The 23911-nt window shown below is 48.3% G+C and carries 22 protein-coding genes and 2 pseudogenes; 13 read left to right on the top strand and 11 right to left on the bottom strand.

Annotated elements, in window-relative coordinates; all coding sequences use genetic code 11:
* The first annotated feature begins 1 nt into the window (after position 1).
* From LX59_RS07245 to LX59_RS07225, 5 genes are all read left to right on the top strand, one after another.
* Complete coding sequence (locus LX59_RS07245; protein WP_144571181.1) at positions 2 to 1633, top strand: (2,3-dihydroxybenzoyl)adenylate synthase; 1632 nt, start codon at positions 2 to 4, stop codon at positions 1631 to 1633.
* Positions 1634 to 1642: 9 nt separating this feature from the next.
* Positions 1643 to 2506, top strand: coding sequence for an isochorismatase family protein (locus tag LX59_RS07240; RefSeq protein ID WP_144571180.1), 864 nt, complete (start codon positions 1643 to 1645; stop codon positions 2504 to 2506).
* A 23-nt stretch (positions 2507 to 2529) separates the two neighbouring features.
* Positions 2530 to 3285, top strand: coding sequence for a 2,3-dihydro-2,3-dihydroxybenzoate dehydrogenase (gene dhbA, locus LX59_RS07235; RefSeq protein WP_144571179.1), 756 nt, complete (start codon positions 2530 to 2532; stop codon positions 3283 to 3285).
* A gap of 129 nt (positions 3286 to 3414) precedes the next feature.
* Positions 3415 to 4635, top strand: a complete 1221-nt coding sequence (locus LX59_RS07230) for an alpha/beta fold hydrolase (protein ID WP_144571178.1) — start codon at positions 3415 to 3417, stop codon at positions 4633 to 4635.
* A 16-nt stretch (positions 4636 to 4651) separates the two neighbouring features.
* Positions 4652 to 5851 (top strand): MFS transporter, encoded by a 1200-nt coding sequence (locus tag LX59_RS07225; protein ID WP_144571177.1) that lies wholly within the window; start codon positions 4652 to 4654, stop codon positions 5849 to 5851.
* Between the two features lie 63 nt (positions 5852 to 5914).
* Here LX59_RS07225 and LX59_RS07220 read toward each other — a convergent pair whose 3' ends face one another.
* The 5 genes from LX59_RS07220 to LX59_RS15595 form a co-directional block, all read right to left on the bottom strand.
* On the bottom strand, positions 5915 to 6316 hold the full coding sequence (locus tag LX59_RS07220; RefSeq protein ID WP_144571176.1) for an ExbD/TolR family protein: 402 nt from the start codon (positions 6314 to 6316) through the stop codon (positions 5915 to 5917).
* Entirely contained in the window at positions 6317 to 7033 is a 717-nt protein-coding gene (locus tag LX59_RS07215) for a MotA/TolQ/ExbB proton channel family protein (RefSeq protein ID WP_144571175.1), read from the bottom strand.
* 46 nt (positions 7034 to 7079) lie between these two features.
* The gene (locus LX59_RS07210) at positions 7080 to 7955 is read right to left on the bottom strand and encodes an energy transducer TonB (protein ID WP_144571174.1); all 876 of its coding nucleotides are present in this window, start codon (positions 7953 to 7955) and stop codon (positions 7080 to 7082) included.
* Positions 7956 to 8786: 831 nt separating this feature from the next.
* On the bottom strand, positions 8787 to 8966 hold the full coding sequence (locus tag LX59_RS07205) for a vWA domain-containing protein (protein ID WP_144571173.1): 180 nt from the start codon (positions 8964 to 8966) through the stop codon (positions 8787 to 8789).
* Between the two features lie 69 nt (positions 8967 to 9035).
* Entirely contained in the window at positions 9036 to 9182 is a 147-nt protein-coding gene (locus LX59_RS15595; RefSeq protein ID WP_170234345.1) for a vWA domain-containing protein, read from the bottom strand.
* Between the two features lie 81 nt (positions 9183 to 9263).
* Between LX59_RS15595 and LX59_RS16225 the strand changes: the two are divergent.
* From LX59_RS16225 to LX59_RS07195, 3 genes and pseudogenes are all read left to right on the top strand, one after another.
* Positions 9264 to 9311 (top strand): annotated as a pseudogene (locus tag LX59_RS16225) (HvfA family oxazolone/thioamide-modified RiPP metallophore); the annotation flags it as partial.
* A gap of 70 nt (positions 9312 to 9381) precedes the next feature.
* Complete coding sequence (locus LX59_RS07200) at positions 9382 to 10230, top strand: HvfB family MNIO-type RiPP peptide maturase (RefSeq protein WP_144571172.1); 849 nt, start codon at positions 9382 to 9384, stop codon at positions 10228 to 10230.
* Positions 10230 to 10991, top strand: a complete 762-nt coding sequence (locus LX59_RS07195; protein ID WP_144571171.1) for an HvfC family RiPP maturation protein — start codon at positions 10230 to 10232, stop codon at positions 10989 to 10991. Before LX59_RS07200 ends, LX59_RS07195 begins: the two co-directional genes overlap by 1 nt.
* 233 nt (positions 10992 to 11224) lie before the next feature.
* Here the strand turns inward: LX59_RS07195 and LX59_RS16145 are convergent, their stop codons facing one another.
* Positions 11225 to 11359: a phage integrase N-terminal SAM-like domain-containing protein gene (locus LX59_RS16145; RefSeq protein WP_425457479.1), complete on the bottom strand. Its 135-nt coding sequence runs from the start codon at positions 11357 to 11359 to the stop codon at positions 11225 to 11227.
* 187 nt (positions 11360 to 11546) lie between these two features.
* On the opposite strand from LX59_RS16145, the gene LX59_RS07185 reads away from it, so the two are divergent.
* The 3 genes from LX59_RS07185 (at position 11547) to LX59_RS07175 (ending at position 16628) form a co-directional block, all read left to right on the top strand.
* Positions 11547 to 12266 (top strand): cytolytic delta-endotoxin (insecticidal protein), encoded by a 720-nt coding sequence (locus LX59_RS07185; protein ID WP_170234344.1) that lies wholly within the window; start codon positions 11547 to 11549, stop codon positions 12264 to 12266.
* Positions 12267 to 12669: 403 nt separating this feature from the next.
* Positions 12670 to 15549 carry an ATP-binding protein gene (locus tag LX59_RS07180; protein WP_144571168.1) on the top strand — a complete coding sequence of 960 codons (2880 nt, stop codon included), beginning with the start codon at positions 12670 to 12672 and terminating at the stop codon, positions 15547 to 15549.
* Positions 15549 to 16628 (top strand): HD domain-containing phosphohydrolase, encoded by a 1080-nt coding sequence (locus LX59_RS07175; RefSeq protein WP_144571167.1) that lies wholly within the window; start codon positions 15549 to 15551, stop codon positions 16626 to 16628. Before LX59_RS07180 ends, LX59_RS07175 begins: the two co-directional genes overlap by 1 nt.
* Before the next feature lie 204 nt (positions 16629 to 16832).
* Here the strand turns inward: LX59_RS07175 and LX59_RS07170 are convergent, their stop codons facing one another.
* Positions 16833 to 18389, bottom strand: a complete 1557-nt coding sequence (locus LX59_RS07170) for a sensor domain-containing diguanylate cyclase (RefSeq protein ID WP_144571166.1) — start codon at positions 18387 to 18389, stop codon at positions 16833 to 16835.
* Positions 18390 to 18604: 215 nt separating this feature from the next.
* Between LX59_RS07170 and LX59_RS16140 the strand changes: the two are divergent.
* Positions 18605 to 19071: pseudogene (locus tag LX59_RS16140) on the top strand (AbrB family transcriptional regulator).
* A 152-nt stretch (positions 19072 to 19223) separates the two neighbouring features.
* Here LX59_RS16140 and LX59_RS07160 read toward each other — a convergent pair.
* From LX59_RS07160 to LX59_RS07150, 3 genes are all read right to left on the bottom strand, one after another.
* Positions 19224 to 19778 (bottom strand): cytochrome b, encoded by a 555-nt coding sequence (locus LX59_RS07160; protein ID WP_144571165.1) that lies wholly within the window; start codon positions 19776 to 19778, stop codon positions 19224 to 19226.
* Positions 19779 to 19844: 66 nt separating this feature from the next.
* Positions 19845 to 20432: a YceI family protein gene (locus tag LX59_RS07155; protein ID WP_144571164.1), complete on the bottom strand. Its 588-nt coding sequence runs from the start codon at positions 20430 to 20432 to the stop codon at positions 19845 to 19847.
* Positions 20433 to 20575: 143 nt separating this feature from the next.
* Positions 20576 to 21667 (bottom strand): zinc-binding metallopeptidase family protein, encoded by a 1092-nt coding sequence (locus LX59_RS07150; protein ID WP_144571163.1) that lies wholly within the window; start codon positions 21665 to 21667, stop codon positions 20576 to 20578.
* Positions 21668 to 21924: 257 nt separating this feature from the next.
* On the opposite strand from LX59_RS07150, the gene LX59_RS07145 reads away from it, so the two are divergent.
* Positions 21925 to 22401 carry an integrating conjugative element protein gene (locus LX59_RS07145; protein ID WP_246118702.1) on the top strand — a complete coding sequence of 159 codons (477 nt, stop codon included), beginning with the start codon at positions 21925 to 21927 and terminating at the stop codon, positions 22399 to 22401.
* Between the two features lie 53 nt (positions 22402 to 22454).
* Here the strand turns inward: LX59_RS07145 and LX59_RS07140 are convergent, their stop codons facing one another.
* Positions 22455 to 23561 (bottom strand): LLM class flavin-dependent oxidoreductase, encoded by a 1107-nt coding sequence (locus LX59_RS07140; RefSeq protein WP_144571162.1) that lies wholly within the window; start codon positions 23559 to 23561, stop codon positions 22455 to 22457.
* Positions 23562 to 23911: the final 350 nt, after the last annotated feature.

Raw genomic sequence — 23911 nt, 5'->3', positions numbered from 1 at the left:
TGTGCGTATTGAATACAACCGTTGGCCTGATGAGTTGGCCCAGCGTTACCGCGAGTGCGGATATTGGCTTGATCAACCCCTAACCCGCATTTTGGAACAGCAGTGTCGCGAACGCCCAGATGCCATTGCGTTAATCTGTGGTGAACGCAGCCTCAGCTATGCTGACTTAGATCAGCAAGCCAACAATCTGGCCGCATACCTCAGTGCGCGAGGTTTGACGTGCGGCGATAAAGCCTTAGTACAGTTACCCAACATCGCTGAATTTTATGTGGTGTTCTTTGCGTTACTGAAAATAGGGGTTGCTCCGGTTAATGCTCTGTTTAATCACCGGCATTTAGAACTCAGTGCCTACGCGCGTCAGATTCAGCCTCAACTGGTTATCGCCAGTCGTCACCATGAGTTGTTTACCAACGACGATTTCGTATCCGAACTGCATCAGTTAGTGCCTGAACTGTCAGTGACTTTATTGTTGGATGACTCAAACCCCCAAACCAGTCTTAATCAGGCTTTGGCTACCCCAGCCAGATTGGATTGGTCTGCTGGCCCGTCGGCTCCCGATGAAGTGGCCTTTTTTCAACTATCGGGTGGCAGTACCGGAACCCCTAAGCTGATTCCACGCACACACAACGACTATGACTACAGTGTGCGGGCCAGTGCCGATATCTGCCAGCTAACGGCGGAAACTCGTTTTCTTTGTGCTTTGCCTGCGGCCCACAATTTTCCATTAAGTTCTCCCGGTGCTTTAGGGGTCTTCCACGTGGGAGGCTGCGTAGTTTTGGCCTCTAGTCCAGAACCTTCGAGCTGTTTTGCTTTAATTGAACGCCATGCTGTGAGTATGGTGGCCTTAGTGCCTCCAGCCGTTGCCCTATGGTTACAGGCTGCACCTGATTACCCAGCCTGTTTGAAATCGTTGCAGCTGATTCAAGTAGGCGGAGCGAGCTTTGCTGAGTCTTTGGCACGTCGTGTCCCCGAAGTTTTAGGCTGTCGCCTGCAGCAAGTGTTTGGCATGGCCGAAGGCTTAGTGAATTACACTCGATTAGACGATGACGAGCTGCATATATTTACTACCCAAGGTTGCCCAATTAGCCCGGATGATGAAATTCGTGTGGTAGATGAGTCAGGGATTGAGCTGGGATTTGGGGAAACCGGCTTACTCGCGACCCGTGGCCCCTATACCTTCAGGGGTTATTACCAAAGCCCAGAGCACAATGCCCGTGTGTTTGACACCGAGGGTTTTTATTACTCGGGTGATCTGGTACAGCGCACAGCGGATGGCTATCTGCGGGTCGTTGGGCGGGTTAAGGATCAAATTAATCGGGGTGGTGAGAAAATTGCGGCTGAGGAAATCGAGCATTTGCTGCTGCAACATCCGGATGTGACTCAAGCGGCTTTAGTGGCGATGCCAGATCCTCTGATGGGTGAGAAGAGCTGTGCTTTCTTAAGCGTTACCCATTCCGAGCTGCGGCCTATAGCACTGCGTCGCTATCTGCTGGCCCAAGGTATTGCTGAATATAAGTTGCCGGATCGTTTTTGCTTTCTGGAGCACTTACCCCTGACTGCCGTGGGCAAAATTGATAAACAACAATTACGCGCCCAACTGCAAGCCTCTTCCTCCTGTACTGAATCTGTCTAAGGTACTCTCATGGCCATTCCTACCTTGCCCCCGTATTCCATCCCGCTAGAAGTTCCAACCAGTCGCGTCAATTGGCAACCCGATCCCAAGCGCGCGGTGCTGTTAATACATGATATGCAGGACTACTTCGTCAAATTCTATGGCGACAACAGCCCTTTAATGGAGTCTGTGATTCAGAATTTGGTCTGTGTGCGCCAATGGTGTAAGCAACAGGGCATTCCGGTTTTGTATACCGCTCAACCCACGGAACAATCCGCCGTCGATCGCGGTTTGCTGAACGATATGTGGGGGCCTGGATTGACCGCCGCTGATCCTAAATTGCAGCAAGTGGTCGCGGCTTTGGCTCCTGATGCTGACGACACTATATTGGTGAAGTGGCGTTACAGTGCTTTTCAGCGCTCCGATTTGCAGGCGTTGCTGAAAAATTGGGGGCGCGATCAGCTGATTATTGGCGGGGTTTATGCCCAGATCGGGTGTTTAGTGACGGCTATGGATGCCTTTATGAACGACATCCAGCCTTTTATGATCAATGATGCAGTGGCTGCGTTCTCTGAAGCAGATCACCAAATGGCTGTGCAGTATGTAGCAGCCTACTGTGGTTCTGTGGTCAATACCGCTCAGTTGATTGGTGCGGCCCAATCACTCAATCAGGATTGGCTAAAAGCGCGCGTCCTACATTGGATCGACGAAGACGAAAGTCACTTCGATGCCAACGAAAACCTGATGCACTACGGTTTGGATTCTATTCAAGTCATGGCTCTGGTCGCTGAACTCAAAAAGCTTGGGGTTCAAGTGAGTTTTGAGGAGCTGGCTCGGACTCCAACCCTCAACGCTTGGTGGACTTTGATTGAGTCCAAGAGCCAACCCCAGTAACGGACGCTTTGGGAGTCACTTAGATGGAACAACAACATTTTTTCGGAAAGCGCGTGCTGGTTACCGGCGCTGCCAGTGGTATTGGGCGCTGTATTGCCGAGCAGTTTCAGACTTATGGCGCAGATGTTATTGGGCTTGATTGCGATACTCCAGATGCAGAAGTTGGTTTTCGTCTGCTTCAGGTGGATATCAGTAATCCACAACAGGTGGAGCAGGTCAGCGCCCAGTTGCAAGCGGAACAGCCTCATCTGGATATCTTGGTCAATGCAGCGGGCATATTGCGTTTAGGCAATCTGGAAACCCTGACTCTGGACGATTGGCAGAGCTGTTTAAACGTCAACGTCAGCGGGGTGTTTTATTTATTGAAGCAGTGGGCTCCGGTGTTTAAACGTCAAAAATCAGGGGCTATCGTTAGCGTTGCCTCTAACGCGGCCCATGTACCTCGTTTGGGGATGACGGCCTACTGTACTTCTAAGGCGGCCTTAGTCAGCCTAAGCCACTGTGTGGGTTTGGAGTTGGCTGCTTATGGGGTGCGTTGCAATCTGGTGTCGCCGGGCTCCACGGATACGGCCATGTTACGCGGGATGCCACGGGGTACAGAGGCCTACCAAGGCTTGATTGATGGCTCTCTGGAGCAATTTAAGCTGGGCATTCCGCTGCGTAAAATTGCTAAGCCTGAGGAAATCGCCAACGCTGTGTTGTTTTTGGCTTCTGACTTGGCCAGTCACATTACCCTACAGGATATCGTGATTGACGGAGGCGCGACCTTAGCGGCTTAACAAGGAAAATAGAGCGCTTCTCTCAGCTGGCTCCTAGCCCTTAGGGGTGGGAGCCAATTTCAGATGCCTCCTCAAAGGCTCAGTCAGTGTTTTATGCTCAGGGTGAATTCAGTCAAGAGCTACTGCATCATGGTCTTCCTGCCTTCTCAAGCTCGTACGCTATTAGCCCTCTTGTTGGTTCTGACGAGCCTAGCCTGCACATCGACTCAGACCTCAATCACGCCTCTGGGTCAATCCAGCTTCGAAGACTATCGCCGTCAAACCTTGCACTGGATGGAGCAAAGACGCGCGTTTCAGACTCCAGACCCTAAGGCTGAGTTAGCTTGGAATGCCCCCCGCGAATGGAGACCGACTAGTCCAGCAACTCGGGGTGTTTTGCTGGTTCACGGGTTGGGAGATTCACCTTGGTCTTTTTATGACCTGGGAGCTCAGTTGGTACAACAGGGTTTTTTGGTGCGTAGCCTGTTGTTACCCGGCCACGGCACGCAGCCTGCGGACATGCTGTACGTCCGTCTTGAAGATTGGCAGAGGTTAATTGCTGAACAGGTGGCCATTTTAGAACGAGAAGTCCCAGAGGTTTTTTTGGGTGGGTTTTCAACTGGGGCTAATTTAACCTTTGAATACGCGGCAACCCATTCTGAGATCGCTGGGCTATTGTTGTTTTCACCGGCCTTTCAAGCCAATACCTCTTACGATTGGCTGGCTCCCTTTATCAGTTGGGTAAAACCTTGGCTACGCAGTCCTGAGGATAAGCGGTCGCAAAACGCAGTGCGCTACATGAATATGCCCACTAATGGTTTTGCTCAGTTTTACCGCAGCAGCCAGCTCGTTCGCGCCTGGTTGGATGACGCGCAGTATACCAAGCCGGTTTTGATGGTCGTGGCGGAACACGATTCGGTATTGAATACCCATTACTTACTGGAGTCTTTTCAAGCACGCTTTACACATCCAGATAGCCGCTTGATCTGGTACGGACAAGTGCCCAAAAGTGCAGACTCAGATCCGCGTATTTTGGTGCAGCCCGATGCCTTACCGACACGCCATATCAGCCAGTTTTCGCACATGAGCCCTCTGTTTTCCCCCGATAACCCTCTGTACGGCGAACAGGGGAGCCTAAGAATTTGTTGGAATGGGCAAGACGCCCAAGCCACCCATGCCTGTGAGCTGGGAGCCCCCGTGTGGTTCTCAGATTGGGGCTATCGAGAGATTGGAAAGATCCACGCTCGCTTGACCTATAACCCCTACTTTTCTTGGCAAACTCAGGTGATGTTTGAGGTGATGGGTTTAGGTTCAACCCAACAAAAGGGGGCTCAGAACAGCCCTCCGTGCTGTATAGCAAACGACTCATGACTTTTTGGGAGCCTCCATGTCATCGGAAACCACAGAGCTTTACTCCAGTACACCTGCTTTAGACCTGCGCCCGCTGTTGTTCGCCAATCTTGCCTGCACCATGGCAATGATCGCCTATGTTCCCCTAATCGGCCCCATTGCGCGCACCTTGGGTTTAGCGCCTTGGCAGGCCGGGGCTACGGTGACGGTCGCCGGTTTACTGTGGCTATTATTGGCGCGGGTTTGGGGTAATGCCAGTGATCGTTTAGGACGGCGCTCCATACTCCTATTCGGTTGTGCTGGGGTGGCGGTGTCCTATGCCTTACTCAGCCTCTTTGTGGATTTGGCCCTGTATTGGTTGCCCGTCAGTGCCATTTCTTTTGCTGGATTATTGATTGGGCGAGGCGCAGTCGGGGCTTTCTATGCCGCTATTCCCGCTTCAGGACAGGCACTGATTGCCGACAATTTCCCACCCCATGCGCGGGCTGCAACTATGGCTCGGATGGGGGTGGCTAACGCGGTGGGTATGGTGTTTGGGCCAGCCTTGGCTGCACTGTTGGCGCAATATAGCCTCAGTTTGCCTTTGTATGTGATGGCGGTTTTACCCTGCCTAGCCTTTGTGTTGCTGTTTATCTACTTGCCTGCTCAAGAACATCATTTAGGGCAACGTGCTCAACCCATTCGATTGAGCGACCCACGTTTGCGTCATCCGCTGGCGGTGGCTTTTATCGCTACCTTATCGGTGGCGGTGGCTCAGATTACCGTAGGCTTTTTTGCCCTTGATCATTTAGCGCTGCCTCCCGCAGCGGCGGCCCAAGCAGCAGGTATTACTCTGACTTTGGTGGGCGTTTCTCTCATTTTGACCCAACTGATTATTGCCCGCTTAAAGTGGCCTGCACGGCGCATGGTGCATGTGGGAGCGGCAGTGGCTGGATTGGGCTTTGCAGGCGTGTGCTTTGTCTCACAGGTCTGGCAACTTTGGCTGTGCTATTTCGTAGCCGCTATGGGTATGGGCTGGGTATTTCCGGCATTTTCGGCCTTAGCGGCCAATGCGGTGAATGCTGATGAACAAGGATCGGCCGCCGGTGCTGTGGGAGCCGCTCAGGGATTAGGTGTTGTACTGGGGCCACTGCTCGGCAGTTCAGTGTATGCCTTTGCTCCCTATCTGCCTTATCTGCTGATTAGCCTGTTACTGTTACTGATCTCTGCATGGCCGATACGCACACAGCCTAAATAGGCTACCGCTCAATTGGGTTTTACCTAGTGCATCTGGGCTCCATGCACTAGGTGTCTTGCGGTTTTAACGTGCCGTGATAATCGCCAATTTGGTGATGCCAGCCCGCTCAATGGAAGCCATAGCCTTAGCCACTACCCCATAATCCACCTGATCATCGGCTTGAAGTTGTACCCGTAGATCTGCATTTTGTTCTTTGGCTGAACGTAGGTTTGACTCCAATAACTCCGGTTGAATTTCGTCTTTATCCAAGAACAATTTGCCTGAACCATCAATGCTGACGATCAGAGGATCTTTCTGATTCGCCGGAGCTACGGCTTCGGTTTTAGGCAAATTGATGGGAATGGCGTTAGTCAACATGGGGGCGGCGACAATAAACACCACCAGCAATACCAACATCACATCCACTAGGGGCGTGATGTTCATTTCGCTGAGCACTTCATCGCTTTCTTGAGTAGAGAAGGCCATTTAGCTCGCCTCCTTAACCGGATGAGCAGAGGGGTTGATAGCGTTTTTGGGGTAGGGGATCAGCTTAAAGGCTGTTTTCTGAGCCAGACTGTAGAAGTCGTGGGCAAAATCGTCCAAATCAGCCGCGGCGAGCTTTAGACGACGTAGGAAGTAGTTGTAAATCAGCACTGCAGGCACCGCGACAGCAATACCCACGCCTGTAGCTACCAGAGCCATACCGATAGGCCCGGCTACGGTTTCCAAGCTGGCGGAGCCGGCGGCGCTGATGCCATTGAGTGCTTCCATAATCCCCCACACGGTGCCGAATAAGCCGATAAAGGGCGAGGTAGAGCCGATGGAAGCCAATACCGCCAAGCCGGACTCTAAAGAACGGCGTTCACGTTGGATTTGCTGCCGTAGTGCGCGCTCTAAACGATCTTGATGATTGATGGCATGGGCTAAATCCTGTGGCCCCTCTTGGGTTTGGATGGCCGCAAATCCGGCTTGAGCCAAATGCGCTGCGGCTCCTGTTCCCTGTTGCTGACTCAATAAACGAGCGGCGGAGTCTAAATTCGGAGCCGCCCAAAAAGCCTTTAAAAAGCGCCGATCTCGATGTTTAAGCCGGGCAAACTGCACCCCTTTAATCAGAGCCAGTCCCCAAGATAAAATGGAAAATCCAACCAGTACCCAAATAACCACATGCTCTACGGAAGCAAAGGGATCTTCTAATAGATTCATAACCACTCCTTAATGATCGAATAAAAAACGGTCTGCTTTCACAGACTCAGTGCAACTTGAAATCAATGGGCACGCTGACCCAGCCTTCTTGGGCTACATCACCGCGTTTGGCGGGCACGAAACTCCAACGCTGTACCGCTTGAATAGCGGCTTGATCCAACAGATCACGCCCGCTAGAGGTCTGTATCTGTATCTCGCTGGGTTTACCGCTGGGTAATACCCGAACCCGTAACAGCACCCGGCCTTCCCAACCGCGCCGCTGAGCTAACGCGGGATATTCCGGCGCAGGATTGCGCAGGTACCCCGCTGTGGCTGAGGCAGGTGTTAAGGGAGCCGAACTGGAACTGGGTGCCGAGCTGCTAGCAGGAGCCGCCGGAGCTGTGCTCGGAGTACTAGGAGCGGGCACCGCCGTTTGGGGCTGGGGAGCCGGCGAAGGTTTAGGCTCCACGGGTTTGGATTCCGCTTTAGGTTGCGGTTTAGGTTTTGGGGGCGCTGGTGGTTGAATTTTGGGTTTAACCACGGGCTTGGGAGGCTTACGGGCGGCTAACTCATCCACCACGGGAGGAGGCGGTGGTGTATCCACTACAGGAGGAGTTGGCACAGAAACCGCAGGAGCCTCTGCCGCAGGGGCCGGGCTGCTGAACTCAATCGCCATAGGAGGGATTTGCACCGGCACTTCGGGTAACACGGGCGTGGGTCTTTGGCTCAGCCAATACAGAGCGCCTGTATGCAGAATCAAAGCAAACACCCCCAACAAAATGGCCTCACGTCGTCCGATTAAGCTGGGCTTAGGAGCGCTGAATCTAATGCGATGCAGTGCTTGTTGGATGCTGGGCGGCCTTATCTCAATCAGCTCAGCAGGACTGCGTGCTTCATACCAAAGTCCGTGGCTTTGCGTGGTGGCTTCAAGAACGCTACCCATGAGTCAAACTCCTTAACAAAACACAGTAAATGGCCATCAAGCCTTAAAGCCGATGTCATAGAGAGAGCTTGCTAAGATGATTGAATCTTTTTACTAATCACTTAAAATAATTTTTATTGATTTGTTAATTTCTTTTTAGAATAAAAAATCTTAACTTTTTGAATTTAAATGCCTTTATTTTAATTAAATAAATTTATATTTTTAAATATAAAAATAAAATATAAGAATAATTATGTCCTGATTTAACTTTGGCGAGCAGGTTGGTGGGGCATTAGGTGCCCAAAAAGCACAACGCAAACCCCTCAATGGTGATTTCATCTGGCTTATCAGCGAGGCATCCATGCCACTGAATTGGGCACGCTATTGATAAAATGCTTGCGCTGCTGATCCCACAGACTGGATAGCGCCAAGCTTGCACGGCCCCTTATAGCGTGGAATCCTCTTTACTTTATGAATTAACGAGGGGAGGGTTAAAACCAACTTTTAATCCAACCGATCAGCTTTTGACCCGCCTTAATCAGTGCCTTACCCACTGGCTCCACTTCAATCATAAGTTTGTAACTCCTCTGGTAATGGCAGACCGTACTGACTGACAGCATCTGTCGAGATTGAGCCCGTAGTTCAGGGGTTCTAAAACCTTCAATAAAGAGGGTTGAAGAGGCTAAAAAGTAGGTTTGAAATTGGCTTTAGGAGGGATGTGCCCGCTTACTCCACGGGCACATCACATCCGCTCAACAGCCATGCTGATCCAACCCTCCCATCAGCGAAAAGCTTACCCCAGCGAGGGTAGAATTTAGAGGCTGAATGCAGAGAGAGAGATGCTCAAAGAAATCAGCCAAGCGTAAGCCTTGCAGTTGAATGGCTGGAAAAACGCCCCAATACATTGATATCGGCTTGATTAACATCGATGGGAAGGCTGGCTAGCTTTCGCCGCCGAGATAGTTCCTGTGCTTGACTGGCCAGCATCTGCCAGTCGTCTGTGGGCATACCGTCACTGATGATGATCAGCATAGGCTACACCAGCTCGACGGTATTCGGCTTTAGGGACTTCGAGACGCTGCATGGCCAATTTGATTGACCTTAGTAAAGGGTAATACCTGTTGAGCACGGCCACTGTGCGGTAATCAAACCTACTTCTATCGGGTACAGAGTAACTTCATCCTTCAGCAGGCTTTGCAAAAATCGGTTAAAGCCTCCGCGGAACTGCTGGATGGGTTCGCCGCTCATGGAACCGGAAGTATCCATCGCCACCATATACGGACAGCGAGGAGAAGGGTTTCCAATCAGAAAAGTAGCCCAAAATGACAAAAAGCGGAGGGTAAATGCGGTGAAGCTAAATGCGGCGCAAAACATTAAACTGCTTATTAGCGCTTAGGGGTGAGCCCAGTCTGTTCGCTCCTTCACTTCTGGTTATTGGAGTTTTTCCATGCAAAATCGCATTGTTGAAGGAGCAGGGCTTGGCTTTCGTCGTGAACTGATTGATGCCTTGAAAAACACTACCCCTTGTGCCATCGATTTTTTTGAGCTAGCTCCTGAGAATTGGATTGATTTGGGTGGACAAAGCCAGAAAGACTTGCGCTTTTTCACAGAGCGCTATCCCTTTGTCTGTCATGGGCTGTCTCTGTCCTTAGGGGGGCCGGGCCCACTGAATACCCAGTTATTGCACAAAATCAAAGGCTTTATGGCGGAGCACCGCATAGAGCTGTACACCGAACACCTCTCTTGGTGCGCCGATCACCAACAACTGTATGAGTTACTGCCCATTCCGCTGACTGAAGAGGCGGTACATTGGACGGCTCAACGCATCCGTCAGACCCAAGAGATTTTGGAGCGGCCCATAGCGATAGAGAACGCCTCGTACTACATTCAGCCTCCGGGCGCTGAGATGAGCGAGACTGAGTTTATCACTCATGTTTTAGAGGAAGCCGACTGCCTACTGCACCTTGACGTCAATAATCTGTACGTCAACAGTCAAAACTTCGGTTTTGATCCCCTAAGCTTCTTGAAGGCTCTACCCTTAGAACGTACCTGTTACCTGCATGTAGCGGGACATTACCAAGAGGCTGACGGTTTTTTAATTGATACCCACGGCACAACAGTAATTGATCCTGTTTGGGAACTGCTAGAGATCACTTATCAACACCTAGGCCATTCGATACCCACCTGCTTAGAGCGCGACTTCAATATTCCCTCCTTAGACAAACTACTACCGGAAGTTGAACGCATTCGCCACATCCAACAACAATATGTCGAGTGCAAACCGAGGTGCGCCTAATGGACAGGGAAGCGATACCCGCGTTTCAACAATTCCAATATCAAATGGCGAATTACCTGCGTAATCCAGATTGCGCTCCCCTGCCTCAGGGTATCCATGCACCGCGCATGGCACTCTATGCGGATTTAGTCTTCAGCAATGTATTGGGCTTTTTAAATCGCTGCTTTCCAGTTTGCCGCCGAGTGTTAGGCGATAGCTGCTGGCAACGTCTTAACCGGCACTTTTTGAGGGATTGGCCGCTCACCACGCCTTGGTTTTATGAAATTCCCAAGGCATGGGTGGAGTATCTACAACAAGGACTCTACTCCGAACCCTTACCCCAATGGCTACCGGAGCTGGCTCACTACGAATGGGTTGAGCTGGCTTTAGACATCGCTCCCAATTCCACGCTGCACTACGATCCGCAGGGTAGTTTGTTAGGAGCGCTCGTGCTGACACCCGCTCACAAATTGCTAAGCTATCAATGGCCCGTCCATCGGATTAGCCCGGAATATCAACCTCAAGTGGCGCAATTGACCTTTTTATTGGCGTATCGCAACGAAGCGATGCAGATCCGATTTATAGAGCTTAACGCCGTGACCGCTCGACTGATACAACTGATCAGCTCAAATTTATTATCTGGGCAACAGGCTCTGCAGCAACTGGCCACTGAAATGGCACACCCCAGTCCACAGCAATTGATTGCCTTCGGTTTAGAATTATTAGAAAACTTGCATACCCAAGGATTCATTTTAGGGGCCAGTGGTAACAGTGTTTTCTAACGGAACGCGACAAGAGCAGCCTCCTTCATAGGGCTTAATGCTGCTGAACTTTTTATACGGGCGTTACTACTGAAAAACGCTCAGAAGAGTTTGCCTGTATAACCTCATTTAGCTACGGCAGATCCATCTCAAGTTCCGCTCGGTATGAAAATAGCCAAGGTTGCTAATACCTGATTTTGTACCCTAGCAGACTCTGTTGCCCTACCGCCAAGTGTGAAAGAAAAGCTGTGATTTCAGCATGGCCAATATCGCGTAGGGTGACGGTACAGATGAAAGCGGATGAAACGACAAATCCAGTCGCAATAGCTGTGCTCGGTTCGCAACGAGTAATGACACATACGAATGACCGCACGCCCCTGATTCAGCAAACGAGGAAACTCAGACAGGGTGTCGGACTCCTGCTATAGGCATAAATCTGTGTAACTATTTGATTTAAATATCAATATAAAAAAACAGGAAATAATATTTTTCTTGGCTACAGTTAGATTATTGTAAATCCTGCTTAGGCAAAATTTACAATAAAAAATTACATTAATGAAAAAGGATAGACATTTAATGAAAAGCCTAATTACCAGCCCTGTTATCACACAGAACTTATTTATCAGATTAAAAGCTGACGGTAATAATTTTGATAACATTGTATCAATTACAGATCCAAATGTATTAATTTTAGCCTTAAAGACAGCAAACCTATTCCAGCAGGCTTTAGTTCCAGCAGAGAATGACTCTTTAAGGTTTGATGTACAGAAAGGACTGGAGCTAGCTAAGTCTGATCCTAATCTTTCCGTAACAAATTTTACAGACATATATCATGAAACAAGTGATTCAAGAACATCAGTTATGACTGAAATGGTCTTGAAAACGATAAATACTGTTCTTGGTATTGCTCTAGCACCTGAACCAGCTAAACAATTACAAGCTGCAATCGAAGGTGCGTATGTTGGGCTTAACGAAAAAAAAGATGATGCTTGGATATTTTGGGAGAAGAAACAAGCTCATAAAACAACTTATCAGTACAATATAACATTTTCTGTAGAGGCTGGGGCTACAGGTCTTATTTTACTTACATGTCCAATGGGGCTCACCATTGAAGTTAATAAAGAATATGAAAGAGTATTGTTTATTACGCTAAAAGATACCGAGTCTTATCTGAGTAGAATACAAGCGCTGACTACAGCACAATTGGCTAAACCAGCCCTTTCAAAATCTGCAAATGCTGAAGGTTATAAATTGCTCGAAGAGTTGGTTGGTGACGGCCCAACTAAGATTGAATAGTTCATGTTTATACCTCTTATTAAAGCGTGAGTATATTTGCAGTCTTAGTACTTAACAAATAGATTAACCTCACTCCCTTTGGTAGCCGGACAGCCAAAACACTGCTTCGTGGTTGGCTGCCGGTTATTTAGGCGTTAGCTTGATCTTACCCAGCTTCAGTAGACACCTCGTAGATTCCGCTGGGTCATCACAAAGCTGAGCTATATCTGTTATCTTCAAACTCCACATACTGCCATTGCACTGGGAAGTTGACTCCTTAACTCGAACCCAGTAAAGGTGTCAACGATATCAAAGCAGCATCGCCCCTAAACACACCTTCCCCTAAAATATTTGTCAAATTTTAAACCACATACTGCTACCTTTAGCCTCTTAATTCATGCTGTTCAAACGCAAAACAAAACATATGCGTCCCTGCAGCCTACAGACGTGGATCTGGCAAGCCTTTGTACGCAGCTCGCTGATCCCCCTGATTTTGGTAGAGACTGTGCTCATTGCAGTCTATTTGCTGTCTAATACCAGTATTCACGATGCGCAAATCCAATACTTGCATGATGTTGCCCTCCGAGAGTTGGAGGACGCTTCACATCGTGAATCTTCGTTGATTAACGATCAGTTGAGTCGTGTCCATACTGCCACTGAGCTTTACCGCAACCTCACAACCCTTGCTTTTGAGAACGCTGAAATACAAAAACCTCCGCCAGAACTGGAGTTGCTACCCTCTGGCGTTCGCTATAGCCCCCAAGATACTGGAGGCGCTGCTAGCTTTTATTCAGGCATCACTCCTCCCGAGCAGCAAGATCTGCACAAAGTCGCCCAATTAAAAACCCTAGATCCTTTGATGAAGCAACTTAAAGAACGGGAGCCTTTGGTTGCTAGTGTGTACTTCAACTCATGGGATAGCTACAACCACATTTATCCGTGGTTTCATACTGCCAGCCAGTATCAACCCAATCTTAAAATTCCCGACTTCAATTTTTATTACCTCGCGGATGCGCAGCACAATCCCAAGCGCCAAACGGTTTGGACTGAAGTTTATCTCGATCCTGCGGGCAATGGCTGGATGATGTCTGCCATATCCCCTGTCTACAAAGGTGAGCATTTAGAGGGGGTAGTGGGTCTGGACATCACAGTGGATGATGTGCTCAAAGCCATCGACACCCTGAGCACCCCTTGGAATGGATACGGGGTACTGGTCAGTAATCAGCTCGATATCATGGCTCTGCCTAAAGCAGGGGAACGAGATTTTGGCTTACATGAGCTGACACATCATTCATATGATGAAGCAATTCGTCAGGAGCTTTTCAAGCCGGAAGATTTCAATCTGCAAAATCGTCCAGAAACACGCCCAATTGCTGCCGCGCTTTATGCCCACCCCGATGGTTTGATGGAAACCCAACTCAATGGCAGCAAAAAGCTTATCTCTTGGCACACCATCCCACAAACAGGTTGGCGCTTGCTCATGGTGGTGGACGAGCACGCTATTTACTTTGAAACAGAGATATTAAGCCAACACTACAAGCACATCGGCTACCTGATGATTGCAGGACTGTTGGTGTTTTATTTAATGTTTTTCAGTTTTCAATGGTGGCGAGCCAGAGGCCTAAGTCGCGCCCTGCAAAAGCCCATTCTCAATATCCAAAATATGATGGCCAAAATAGGCCAAGGGCAGTGGCAACCCGAAGTGCCTAAGTCTGGCATCCAAGAGCTGAATGACATGGCAGAGCGTACCGCTGCCGTGGGACTTCAGCTAAAACAAAGTGAACGTCAGCGCAACAGCATCCAGCAACGCTTAGAAATTGTCCTCGGCGGAGACATGGAAAGCCTCTGGGAATATGACCTACAAAGGGGGGTAATCAGTCTGCGCGGAGGATTCTGTCAACACTTTGGCCTGAGTAACGATAGCATCAGTGAAGCTCAATTTTTAGAGCGCCTGCACCCTGAAGATCGTGCCCGTTTTCGTCGTGCCTACACAGAGCCAGATAAAAATGGTCAATTGCATGAAACCGAATTTCGCTTTCGAGACGCACAGCAGCGTTACCATTGGCTATTAGGGCGGGGACAGGTTGTGGATTTTGATCCCAATTCTCATACTCCTAGCATGTTGGCTGGTACCTACGTCAACATCAATGCCCTCAAACAAACAGAAGAAGATCTGCGTCAAGCCAGCTTAGAAGCCCAAGCAGCCAACCAAGCCAAATCGCGTTTTATCTCCAGCGTTAGCCACGAGTTGCGCACACCGCTCAATGCTATTCATGGCTTTGCTCAACTGATGCAGCTTGAACGTGAAACAGATCCCACAATGGCAATGCACAATGCCCCCACGCATTTGCACGAAATCCTCGTTGCCAGCCAACACTTAGGTGATTTGGTCAATGACTTACTGGACTGGGCCAACATTCAGGCTGAAAAACCCAAATTGAAGCTTAGGCAAACCGAGGTGGCCCATATACTCCAAGAGTGTGGAGAGTTAGTACGTTTACAAGTCCTTGCCCAAGAGTTAAAGCTAACGGTAGAGGCTCCTAATCCCGATCTTCAGGTTTGGGTTGAACCACGCAGGCTACGCCAGATTCTCCTGAATTTGCTGTCTAATGCCATCAAATACAACCGTCCTCAAGGATATATTCGTTTGGGATACCGGCTGTTTGCCCAACAGCAACGAATTCGCTTGCAGGTAGAGGATTCGGGGTTTGGCATTAGTCCTGAGCTGCAAAGCAAGCTGTTTGAGCCCTTCCAACGCTTAGGTAAAGAAAACACAGCTATTCAAGGTACTGGGATTGGTCTGGCCCTATGCCGCGAATATGCCAGTCTTCTAGGGGGGGAAATGGGTTTGAGTAGCGAGCTGGGTGTTGGCAGCTGCTTTTGGATTGAGTTGCCCCTGAGCTCCCCCCAAATGGAACCTACCCCATCAGAGTCAAGCACAGCTCAAGCGCGTATTTTCTATATAGACCCGGATGCCAAAAGGCGAGATATTGCAGAGAAAGTACTCAATCCGCTAGGAATAACCTACTTGGGCGACAGCGGGAAAGAAGCATTACAAAAAGCCCTAGTACAGCCGCCTCAATTGCTGATTCTTTCCACGAAACTGGCTGATATCACAGCAGAGCAGTTGCAGGATGCTTTTGCAGCACATCCCTCTTTGCAGAACATTCCAACGATCTTTATGGCCGCCCCAGAGGATTTAGAGCTTTTAATGGGGCTAAGCTTCCAAGGTATTTTGCCGCTGCCCTTTACTGAAGAAGACCTATACAACCAAGCTGCTGCCTTGCTTGAGGATTCCATTTAATGCTTCCCGAATCCCTCCGAGATGCCCAAGTAGTCGTCATTGATGACATCGCACCCAATTTACGCCTCTTGGAGTCGGGACTACGCACCTTTGGATTGCGCCAAGTACAGGCATTCACCGACTCTGCTGCCGGCCTTGTATGGTTGCAAAATAACCCTTGGGATCTGCTGCTACTCGACCTCAACATGCCTCCACCTACCGGCTTTGATATTTTGGAAGCCTTAAAGTGCAGAGATGGTAGCTGCCAGCCCATCATCGTTATTACGGCCCTAAACGATGCCCCAAACCGGCGTAAGGGTCTGCAATTGGGGGCTAATGACTATTTATGTAAGCCGGTTGATTTGTCAGAGCTACTGCTTCGGGTGCGCAATACCCTCCAATTGAGCTTGGCCAGCCAAGCAGTGCAAAAAGAGCGCAATGCCTTAGAGGAACGCGTTCAAGAACGCACCCAGCAACTCACTGAAACCTATCAAGCCATGCTGCGCAGTTTATGTCGGGCGGCCCGTTATCGAGATGACGAAACAGGCAACCATATTCTGCGTATTGGAGAATCGGCAGCCCTCTTTGCCAAAATGCTGTGCCAAAGCCCAGAGTGGGTAGAAACTATTCGCCAAGCTGCCCCCATGCATGACATTGGTAAAATCGCCATTCCCGACGGAATTTTGGGCAAACCCGGTCGTTTGACTGACGAAGAACGCCAAGTGATGTCTAACCATGCTCGCATCGGTCATGAGATTCTGAATGACTTTCAAGGCTCACTGCTGATGGAGATGGCCGCTGACATTGCCTTTCATCACCATGAAAAATGGGATGGCACTGGCTATCCACAAGGTCTGAAAGGCGAAGAAATTCCCTTAGCGGCGCGCATTGTTGCCATCTGTGATGTTTACGATGCACTGCGCTCTGAGCGCCCCTATAAAAAGCCTTGGACAAATGAAGAAATCCGCCACTACATCCATGAACAATCTGGAAAACATTTCGATCCCCACTTGGTCGCTTTAGCAGACCAGCTTTTTGATCATCTAGAGCAGCTTCAGGCCTCACTTTCAGATTCTAATGGTCAAGTTCTGGATGTTTGATAACAGGTTTGCAGAATAACGCTGGGTTCTGTCTCTGTCAGTTGAGCCTAATCTCTCTCAAAAGGTAGATTGATCTTACCCGGCAATACTGGACACAGGTTTAAAAGTTCCTCGGAAAATTTCTGGCACTGGGCAAGATCAATTATGCTTAACTAATATACAGTATTACTCTACTGTGCTAGGCGTTTAAGTTCTTATATAAAATTACTCACTTTGAGTTATGACTCTATTTCGCCCATTCTGTTTTGCCTCATAAAGAAGTTTGTCGGCCAACTCAAATACGTTATCCACGGATGGGCCATCTGGCATCCATATGGCAATACCGGCAGATATTGTTATAGAACCTACAATTCCGACAGGTGTAGTTTCTATTGTTTTTCTTAATCGCTCTGCAATCACAGAGGCGACTTTTAAGCTAGTGGTAGGTGTCAGCAATATAAACTCTTCACCTCCAGCTCGACAGGCTAGGTCCTCGGCGCGACAGTTTTGCAAAAGAATTTTGGCTAAAAACTGTAAAGTTATATCACCAGCGGCATGGCCATAGGTATCGTTTACTCTTTTAAAATGATCAATATCGATCGAAATTACTGAAAAGCTCTTACATTCATCCTTCCAAATATCAATTTGTTGCTGCATTGCTCTCCTATTTGCCAACCCCGTTAAGGCATCAACACCAACCTGTCTATGAAGCTCTTGTATTTTTTCGTTTAATTTCGATGAGCTAAATAAAAGTGCTGAACGAATTAACCATATTTCTACAAAACGAGCGGGAACTGATTTTATCAGCTTATAACTTTCAAATGTATCTAATGAGCGTGCATATTGTGCTAGTTGTGTCAGAGGTTTAGAAATTAATACCCCTACACACCATATAAGTAATATACCAAGAACTGCAATGGGCATTATTCCCAATGCTATTTTTTCCATGAGTAAATGCAGTTCTTGATCCACCATCTTAGTGGGCTGTTGTACAATTATGCGCCAACCATTTTTTTGGCTTATAGCATAAGATGAAAGAAGACCAGACTCATTTTCAGTATCAGAAAAAAACTCATCATCGCCCTTTAATGCTGCGGCTACCGCTTTATTATCTGGATTAATACTTCCTATCAGGTTAGGATCAGGGTGATATAAAATTCTTCCTAAGCGATCAATAATAAACATATACGCGCCATCTTTTCGAGTATATCCATTAACTAAATTTTGCAGCGTATTATTTTCGTATAACCTGACCGTTCCACCTATTAGACCCTGATAGACTCCTGTATCGCTAAAAATGGGATGTGAAATAAATATAATTAAATTCCCCGCCACTGAGCTAAAGACATCACTTACTGTTGGAAGCTTTGTCTCAATGGGTGTCAAATCTTGTAAAATTTTATCTTTTATAGATAAAGTTTCTGGCGATGCCTGTGTTATAACGCCATAGGCGTTTGCCACTAGAGTTGAGTTGAAATCTTCATCTTGTTGCTCAAGGCGTGAAACGGTTTCTTGTATAAAACTAGGGTGATCAATATTTTTTGAAATTTCACTAGCACTAAAAGATAGTCTAGCCATGTTAGCTTTAATAAAAACATCAATCCCACTGGCAACTTTTTCAGAATAAGCCTTATTAAAATCCTTTGCTCTATCTACAATATATTTTTTTTGAACTTCATAGACTACGAAAAATACATTTGCAAGGGTTCCCAGTGCTGATAGCAAGGCAAACCAAAATATTATAGTATTGAAACTCAGTCTTGGTTTTGGTTTATTGGGCATGAAATTTTATCAAAAATTTATTAGTGAGTCCGATAAATATTTTATTTAGTATAAAGAATGCTTTGTTATAGAGCACTACATTTTGCGCATTTTATACGAAAGTTTGTAATGGCCCACTAAAAACCTGCACAGATCTTAAACTCAACTCAAAGAGACTTAAGTATAAACATGAAGGACACCAAATAACGCAAAAGAGTCTTTGTTTATGAGCCCATATGGCTACGCCGACTCTTAATCATACCCGCCTTCCTACAGATTGGTATTGGTTAGCGCCTATGTTGGTCGGAGGTGTCCTCATTGCCCTTATCTGGAAACGCTTAAAACTGCCTAACCCTTGGATATTTGGGCCTATGGCTCTCTGTGCTCTTGTCACGGCGTGTTTCGATCTGCATACAGCATTGCCCATTGAATTAAGCAACTACGGCCAATTAATGATTGGTTGTACTCTGGGTGGCTTCTTTGATCGAAAGTTTTTCAGTCGGCCCCAATCTTTTTAGTCAAGGTAGCTCTGTTTATCTTGGCTATGATTGGTAGCACCTTTGTCTGTGCTTGGGGAGTCGGTGCTCTATTCGAGTTTCCCGTATTTACTCTAGCGCTCGGCATGATGCCCGGAAGCAGCGCAGAAATGTACCTAACCGCTGAAGCTTTACATCTAGGGGTGGGAATGGTGACGGTTATGTAGATATGCGGTTGGTTGTGGTGATGCTCTGTGCAGAACCTTTATTCAAGCTCTGGCTAAAACTGGAGCATACTCAAGAGATGGATAAGGGTGTCGATTGATTTAGGTGGTACCTAACTGCTGTGTAGGTACCACCAAAGCCTTTAAAACATACCTTAATCAGAAGAGGGTTTAGGAAGCATACTGCGTAATACGCTATCCTTATCTACCCAATGATGCTTGAGCGCCACTAAGATATGGCCGCCGATCAAAGCTCCACAAAACCAAGCCGTCCACTGATGGATTATCTTAGCTAACCCATAAAGATCAGGGTCTGGAGCAACTAATGGGGGAAGTTGAACCAAACCTAAAAGCAGGATGGGTTTATCAGCGACTGAACTCCAGTACCAACCGGATACAGGCAAAGCAATCAGTGCTACTACGTACAACAGCAGATGCCCCATATGTGCAGCACGTTGCATCAGCGGGCTCATATGGCTCGGTAAAGCAGGCACTGGATGAGTCAAACGCCAGGCTATCCGCACCACAATCAGAATCAGCAGGCTACTGGCCAAGGCTTTGTGCAAAATAGTTAAGCCATGCGTGGGATTTAAGGCTTCACGCCAGTGAGTAGCTAAAATTCCCAGTACCCAGCTCAATATCCAAAGGGCGGCCATGCCCCAATGTAGCCATTGAGCCGTACGAGTATAACGAGCTGAGGATGTGTCCATAGGAGTCGTTCTTAGTTAAGAGGGAATAACTGCCGCTGAGTAAAAATCCCCGCGGCAGGGAAAGCCTTAGTTTTTAACAGCTTCGACCGCGATATCTATGGTCACTTCATCCCCGACATTGGGCGCATATTTTCCAGCGTTAAATTCGCTACGCTTGATCACTACCTGAGCATTAGCACCGATAGCGTCTTTTTTCAGCATAGGGTGCGGCATGTTGGTGAAGCTGGTGATGCTCAGGGTTACGGGCTTGGTAATGCCTTTAATGGTCAGATCACCCTCTAAAGCCACGGGCTTATCGCCCTCAAAGCGTACCTTGTTGGATTTAAAGGTAGCGGTGGGGTATTTCGCGGTATCTAGGAAATCTGGGCCTTGGATATGTTCGTCAAAGGTGGCAAAGCCCGTGTCTACCGAGGTGGTGTCGATGAGGATATCTACCTTGGCCGTCTTAGCTGCTTTATCAATAACGATGGTGCCTGTGGTTTTGTTAAAGCGACTGAGTTGAGTAGAAAGTCCAAAGTGGCTGTATGAAAAGCGCGGGAAGGTATGGGTGCTATCCAGAGTATAAGTTTCGGGAGCGGCAAAAACGGGGCTGGCAGAAACAGCAAGGCCAGTAGCGAGGAATAAGGCGGCGGATACTGTGCTCAATGTGTTCATGAAAGGCTACCTGTGATGTTTGATGCAGAGTGGTTAACAGATGGTCCCACTTTAGCGTCATTAAACGAGCTTAAATAGCCGGATATTTCTGAAATACTGTCAACTTAATAGTGACAATTAACAAAGCACCAATGCATACAAAATCATTTATTAAGGCTGTGTTTTTTAATAAGGTTATGTATGTAAGACAGTTTCTGTCTCACCCGTTCAGGTAGCCCAAAAGGATAGAGATCAGATTGTCCCATTGATCGGTTCAGCGTATTGAGTGCAACTGTTAGTGGAACCCAAGCTGAAATTAGTCTATCTGCGTTTAAACCTTGATAAGGGTTAAAATTAACATCCGCCGTTAGCTCATGATGCTCGTCTATTTCTGGCTCAATCTGCATGCCCAGTGCCGCAGCAGTTTCCAAGGTATCGACGATATGCAGGTAATGAGCCCAAGTTTCTGCCCAATCCTCCCAAGGATGCATAGTCGCGTAGGAGGATACATAAGAGTCTTTCCAACCTACAGGAGGGCCTTTCTCATAATGGCGATCTAGCGCAGCACGGTAATCTGCTCGCTCATCCCCAAATAAAATACGGAAAGATTCACAGTCACCGCCATCCCGCACTAAGATGTCCCAATAATAGTGCCCTACTTCATGGCGAAAATGGCCCAGCAAGGTACGGTATACCTCGTTCAGATCTTGGCGCATTTTCTCACGTTGGACATCATCTGCTTCGTTCAAGGCAATGGTAATGAGTCCATCAGCATGGCCTGTTATGACCTTTGCACCCCCCTTAGGGTCATCAGCAAGAAAGTCAAACACCAGCGGCTCAGGATGATCACTACCCGGTAAGGGACAGGGTAAATTAAGCCGCAAAATTGTGTAGAGCAACCGCCGCTTCGCCACCTCAATTTTCTGCCAGCGCGCTAGGTTTTCGGGATTTGATAAATCTGGAATAGTGCGGTTGTGTGCGCAAGCGGGACAGAATTCTGCGTCCTCGCCCGAATGTTCATCCACAGGTATCATCCAGTTACAGGCACTGACTTCCCAGTTACGACAAAATCGCCAGCGCTGTGTGTCAGGAGCTGCTCCATTGTTCGGTAAAATCCGCCATACAGAGCCATCAGGTTCAACGGCAGCCATTCGGTTTAAAGGGGAGAGATAGCCCAATGTGTGATTGCAACGCAGGCAGCGTACATTTTCAAAATACAGTGTCTGACCACAATGTTGGCATTGAAACAGCTTCATACTGATCCTTCTTTATATGTGCTTAGGTCTTCAAGACCAACGCCAGTCTTAGTTCCTCAAGCACCACCTACCTTAACGCATCCATAAATTTCCACACCATATATTGACTCAGGTGTTTAAGGCCCACTTATCTTCTTAACACTAAAGCGCTCAAAATCGAGGTATTTACATGGGGTGAAACCCAAATAAACAACCTATTTAGCTGCCTCAGATCGTGCGATACTCAACGCATCAGACAGAATGAAAGAAGACAGCCTGTGACCCCGATACCTCGGATGATCTTTAGTATTCTGGTTAGCCTATGTGCCAGTTGGGCTGTGGCCGCTCAACCTTCACACAAGGGATCAGATAGCCCTGAGCTTAATGCAACCTGGAGCCTATTCCAGCAAGAATCACCGGCTATAGCGGACGTATTTCCTGTGATTTCTATGCGTTTATCCCCCGGTTTTATTGAGGATCGTGCGATTGATATGCCGGGTTTAAATCCGGTTTTTCTTATAGGTAACGACAGTTTGTCGCGCAATTGGCTCAGAGCAAATAAAAGCCTGCTCCAGCGCCTAAAAGCCACGGGCCTTGTGGTGAATGCGGCCTCACCGGACTCGGTGAACGAATTGAGTGTGTTGGTTGACGGGCTGCTGTTACTGCCTGTAACCGGGGACGATTTAGCACGTTTGCTGGATTTGGAACACTACCCGGTGCTGATTACACCGACCTACCTTGAGCAAGGGTTGTAGCTGATTAGGCAAGCGGGCCATGCTGAGATAGCCCGCATAGGGTGGCCAGCTTCTTAGCTGGCTAAGGCGGGCTTGACGGATTGTTGCTCTACCAAGGCCCGAATGCGTGGCAGCAATTCTTGACCGTACTCCACCGCATCGCGTAGCGGATCAAAGCCGCGGAACAGGAAGGTGGTTACGCCCACTTTGTAGTATTCCAAAGCGGCTTCGGCAACCTGATCCGGCGTGCCCACCAATGAAGTGGAGTTACCGCTGGCACTGGTTAGGGCGGCGATTTCTGTCCACAGGCGTTGGTCGTGAACGCGTTTTTGGCGCGAGAACTCCACCAGCCGCTCGGAGCCGATGTTGGTTTTAGCGCCTTCTTTAAAGCGCCGCCAGCCGCCCTGTTCACCTACGCGCAGTTTGGCATCTTCCAAAATTTGGTTGGCTCGATCCCAAGCGACGGCTTCGGTGGCTCCCAGAATTGGACGTAGGGACAGGCTGAAGCGAATGTGTTTTTCCCGACCGTACTTAGCCGCCGCTTTGCGTACCTGAGCGATGCGCGCGCGAATTTCTTCCACTGGCTCGCCCCACATCATATACACATCTGCGTGTTTGGCCGCGACCTCTACCGCTGCATCGGAAGCACCGGAGAAGAAGATGGGCAAATAGGGTTTTTGCACTGGTTTAACCTGGGTCAGGTTGTCTTCAATGCGATAGAAGTCGCCTTGATGGTCGAAGGGCTGCTCGCTGGTCCAAGTCTTTTTGAAGATCTCCAGATATTCATCGGTGCGCTTGTAGCGCTCATCCTTATTCAGCACTGTTTCGCCGTCGCGTTGCAGGTCGCCGCTGTCGCCGCCGGTAATAATGTTGACTGCCGCACGGCCTTGGGTCAGTTGGTCAAGGGTGGCCAATTGGCGCGCGGCAAAGGTTGGCGCTTGGAACCCGGGACGGTGCGCTACCAGCAGTCCCAGCTTTTGGGTTTGCGCCGCTACATAACTGGCCAATACCAGCGAATCCGGTGCCGCTGTGTTAACTGCCAGCAGCACCTTATCGAAACCGCCGTATTCCTGGGCTTGGGCAAAGGCGTTAATGAAGTTCACGTCCACAATGGGGCCACGAGGGGAGAGTGATTCGCTGCTTTCTTGTGGGCCGATAAAGCCGATAAATTCCAGACTCATGTTGTCTCCTATCCATTCGCTTCTAATTTACTAGGCTCCCTGCACTGCGCGGCAGGGGATGTACGGATGTTAGACACAGGGCGAATGTATATGCAAAAAACTTATAGAAATAAGTTTATATTATTTTTTATTTTTATAAAAAAAGGCGGTGAGCCGTGCGCTGTACAGAGCCATGCTGGAGCCTGCGCGGCTTAAAATAATTTTTTTGCATTTTTTGAATGACTAAAAATGTGATTGGTTAATAATTAGTTAATAACCAAAAAGAATTTTACAGAGCTAAAACATAAGAATACGGTTCTTAAAAGACCGACCCCTCTAGGTGGAGGCTATCTGGGTGTTCAGCCTACTTC

It is taken from the genome of Azomonas agilis, from assembly GCF_007830255.1.
Classification (GTDB): domain Bacteria; phylum Pseudomonadota; class Gammaproteobacteria; order Pseudomonadales; family Pseudomonadaceae; genus Azomonas; species Azomonas agilis.
Note: the sequence above shows the minus strand (reverse complement) of the source record. Positions and strands in the feature narration are given on the sequence as shown.

Excerpts from the sequence above, each read along its gene's own strand:
- LX59_RS07220 (WP_144571176.1), bottom strand. The coding sequence starts at position 6,316 with ATGGCCTTCTCTACTCAAGAAAGCGATGAAGTGCTCAGCGAAATGAAC.
- LX59_RS07240 (WP_144571180.1), top strand. The coding sequence starts at position 1,643 with ATGGCCATTCCTACCTTGCCCCCGTATTCCATCCCGCTAGAAGTTCCA.
- LX59_RS07210 (WP_144571174.1), bottom strand. The coding sequence starts at position 7,955 with ATGGGTAGCGTTCTTGAAGCCACCACGCAAAGCCACGGACTTTGGTAT.
- LX59_RS07180 (WP_144571168.1), top strand. The coding sequence starts at position 12,670 with ATGCGTCCCTGCAGCCTACAGACGTGGATCTGGCAAGCCTTTGTACGC.
- LX59_RS07150 (WP_144571163.1), bottom strand. The coding sequence starts at position 21,667 with ATGAAGCTGTTTCAATGCCAACATTGTGGTCAGACACTGTATTTTGAA.
- LX59_RS07225 (WP_144571177.1), top strand. The coding sequence starts at position 4,652 with ATGTCATCGGAAACCACAGAGCTTTACTCCAGTACACCTGCTTTAGAC.
- LX59_RS07200 (WP_144571172.1), top strand. The coding sequence starts at position 9,382 with ATGCAAAATCGCATTGTTGAAGGAGCAGGGCTTGGCTTTCGTCGTGAA.
- LX59_RS07205 (WP_144571173.1), bottom strand. The coding sequence starts at position 8,966 with ATGCTGATCATCATCAGTGACGGTATGCCCACAGACGACTGGCAGATG.
- LX59_RS07155 (WP_144571164.1), bottom strand. The coding sequence starts at position 20,432 with ATGAACACATTGAGCACAGTATCCGCCGCCTTATTCCTCGCTACTGGC.
- LX59_RS07215 (WP_144571175.1), bottom strand. The coding sequence starts at position 7,033 with ATGAATCTATTAGAAGATCCCTTTGCTTCCGTAGAGCATGTGGTTATT.
- LX59_RS07140 (WP_144571162.1), bottom strand. The coding sequence starts at position 23,561 with ATGAGTCTGGAATTTATCGGCTTTATCGGCCCACAAGAAAGCAGCGAA.
- LX59_RS07185 (WP_170234344.1), top strand. The coding sequence starts at position 11,547 with ATGAAAAGCCTAATTACCAGCCCTGTTATCACACAGAACTTATTTATC.
- LX59_RS15595 (WP_170234345.1), bottom strand. The coding sequence starts at position 9,182 with ATGAGCGGCGAACCCATCCAGCAGTTCCGCGGAGGCTTTAACCGATTT.
- LX59_RS07175 (WP_144571167.1), top strand. The coding sequence starts at position 15,549 with ATGCTTCCCGAATCCCTCCGAGATGCCCAAGTAGTCGTCATTGATGAC.
- LX59_RS07170 (WP_144571166.1), bottom strand. The coding sequence starts at position 18,389 with ATGCCCAATAAACCAAAACCAAGACTGAGTTTCAATACTATAATATTT.
- LX59_RS07160 (WP_144571165.1), bottom strand. The coding sequence starts at position 19,778 with ATGGACACATCCTCAGCTCGTTATACTCGTACGGCTCAATGGCTACAT.
- LX59_RS07195 (WP_144571171.1), top strand. The coding sequence starts at position 10,230 with ATGGACAGGGAAGCGATACCCGCGTTTCAACAATTCCAATATCAAATG.
- dhbA (WP_144571179.1), top strand. The coding sequence starts at position 2,530 with ATGGAACAACAACATTTTTTCGGAAAGCGCGTGCTGGTTACCGGCGCT.
- LX59_RS07230 (WP_144571178.1), top strand. The coding sequence starts at position 3,415 with ATGGTCTTCCTGCCTTCTCAAGCTCGTACGCTATTAGCCCTCTTGTTG.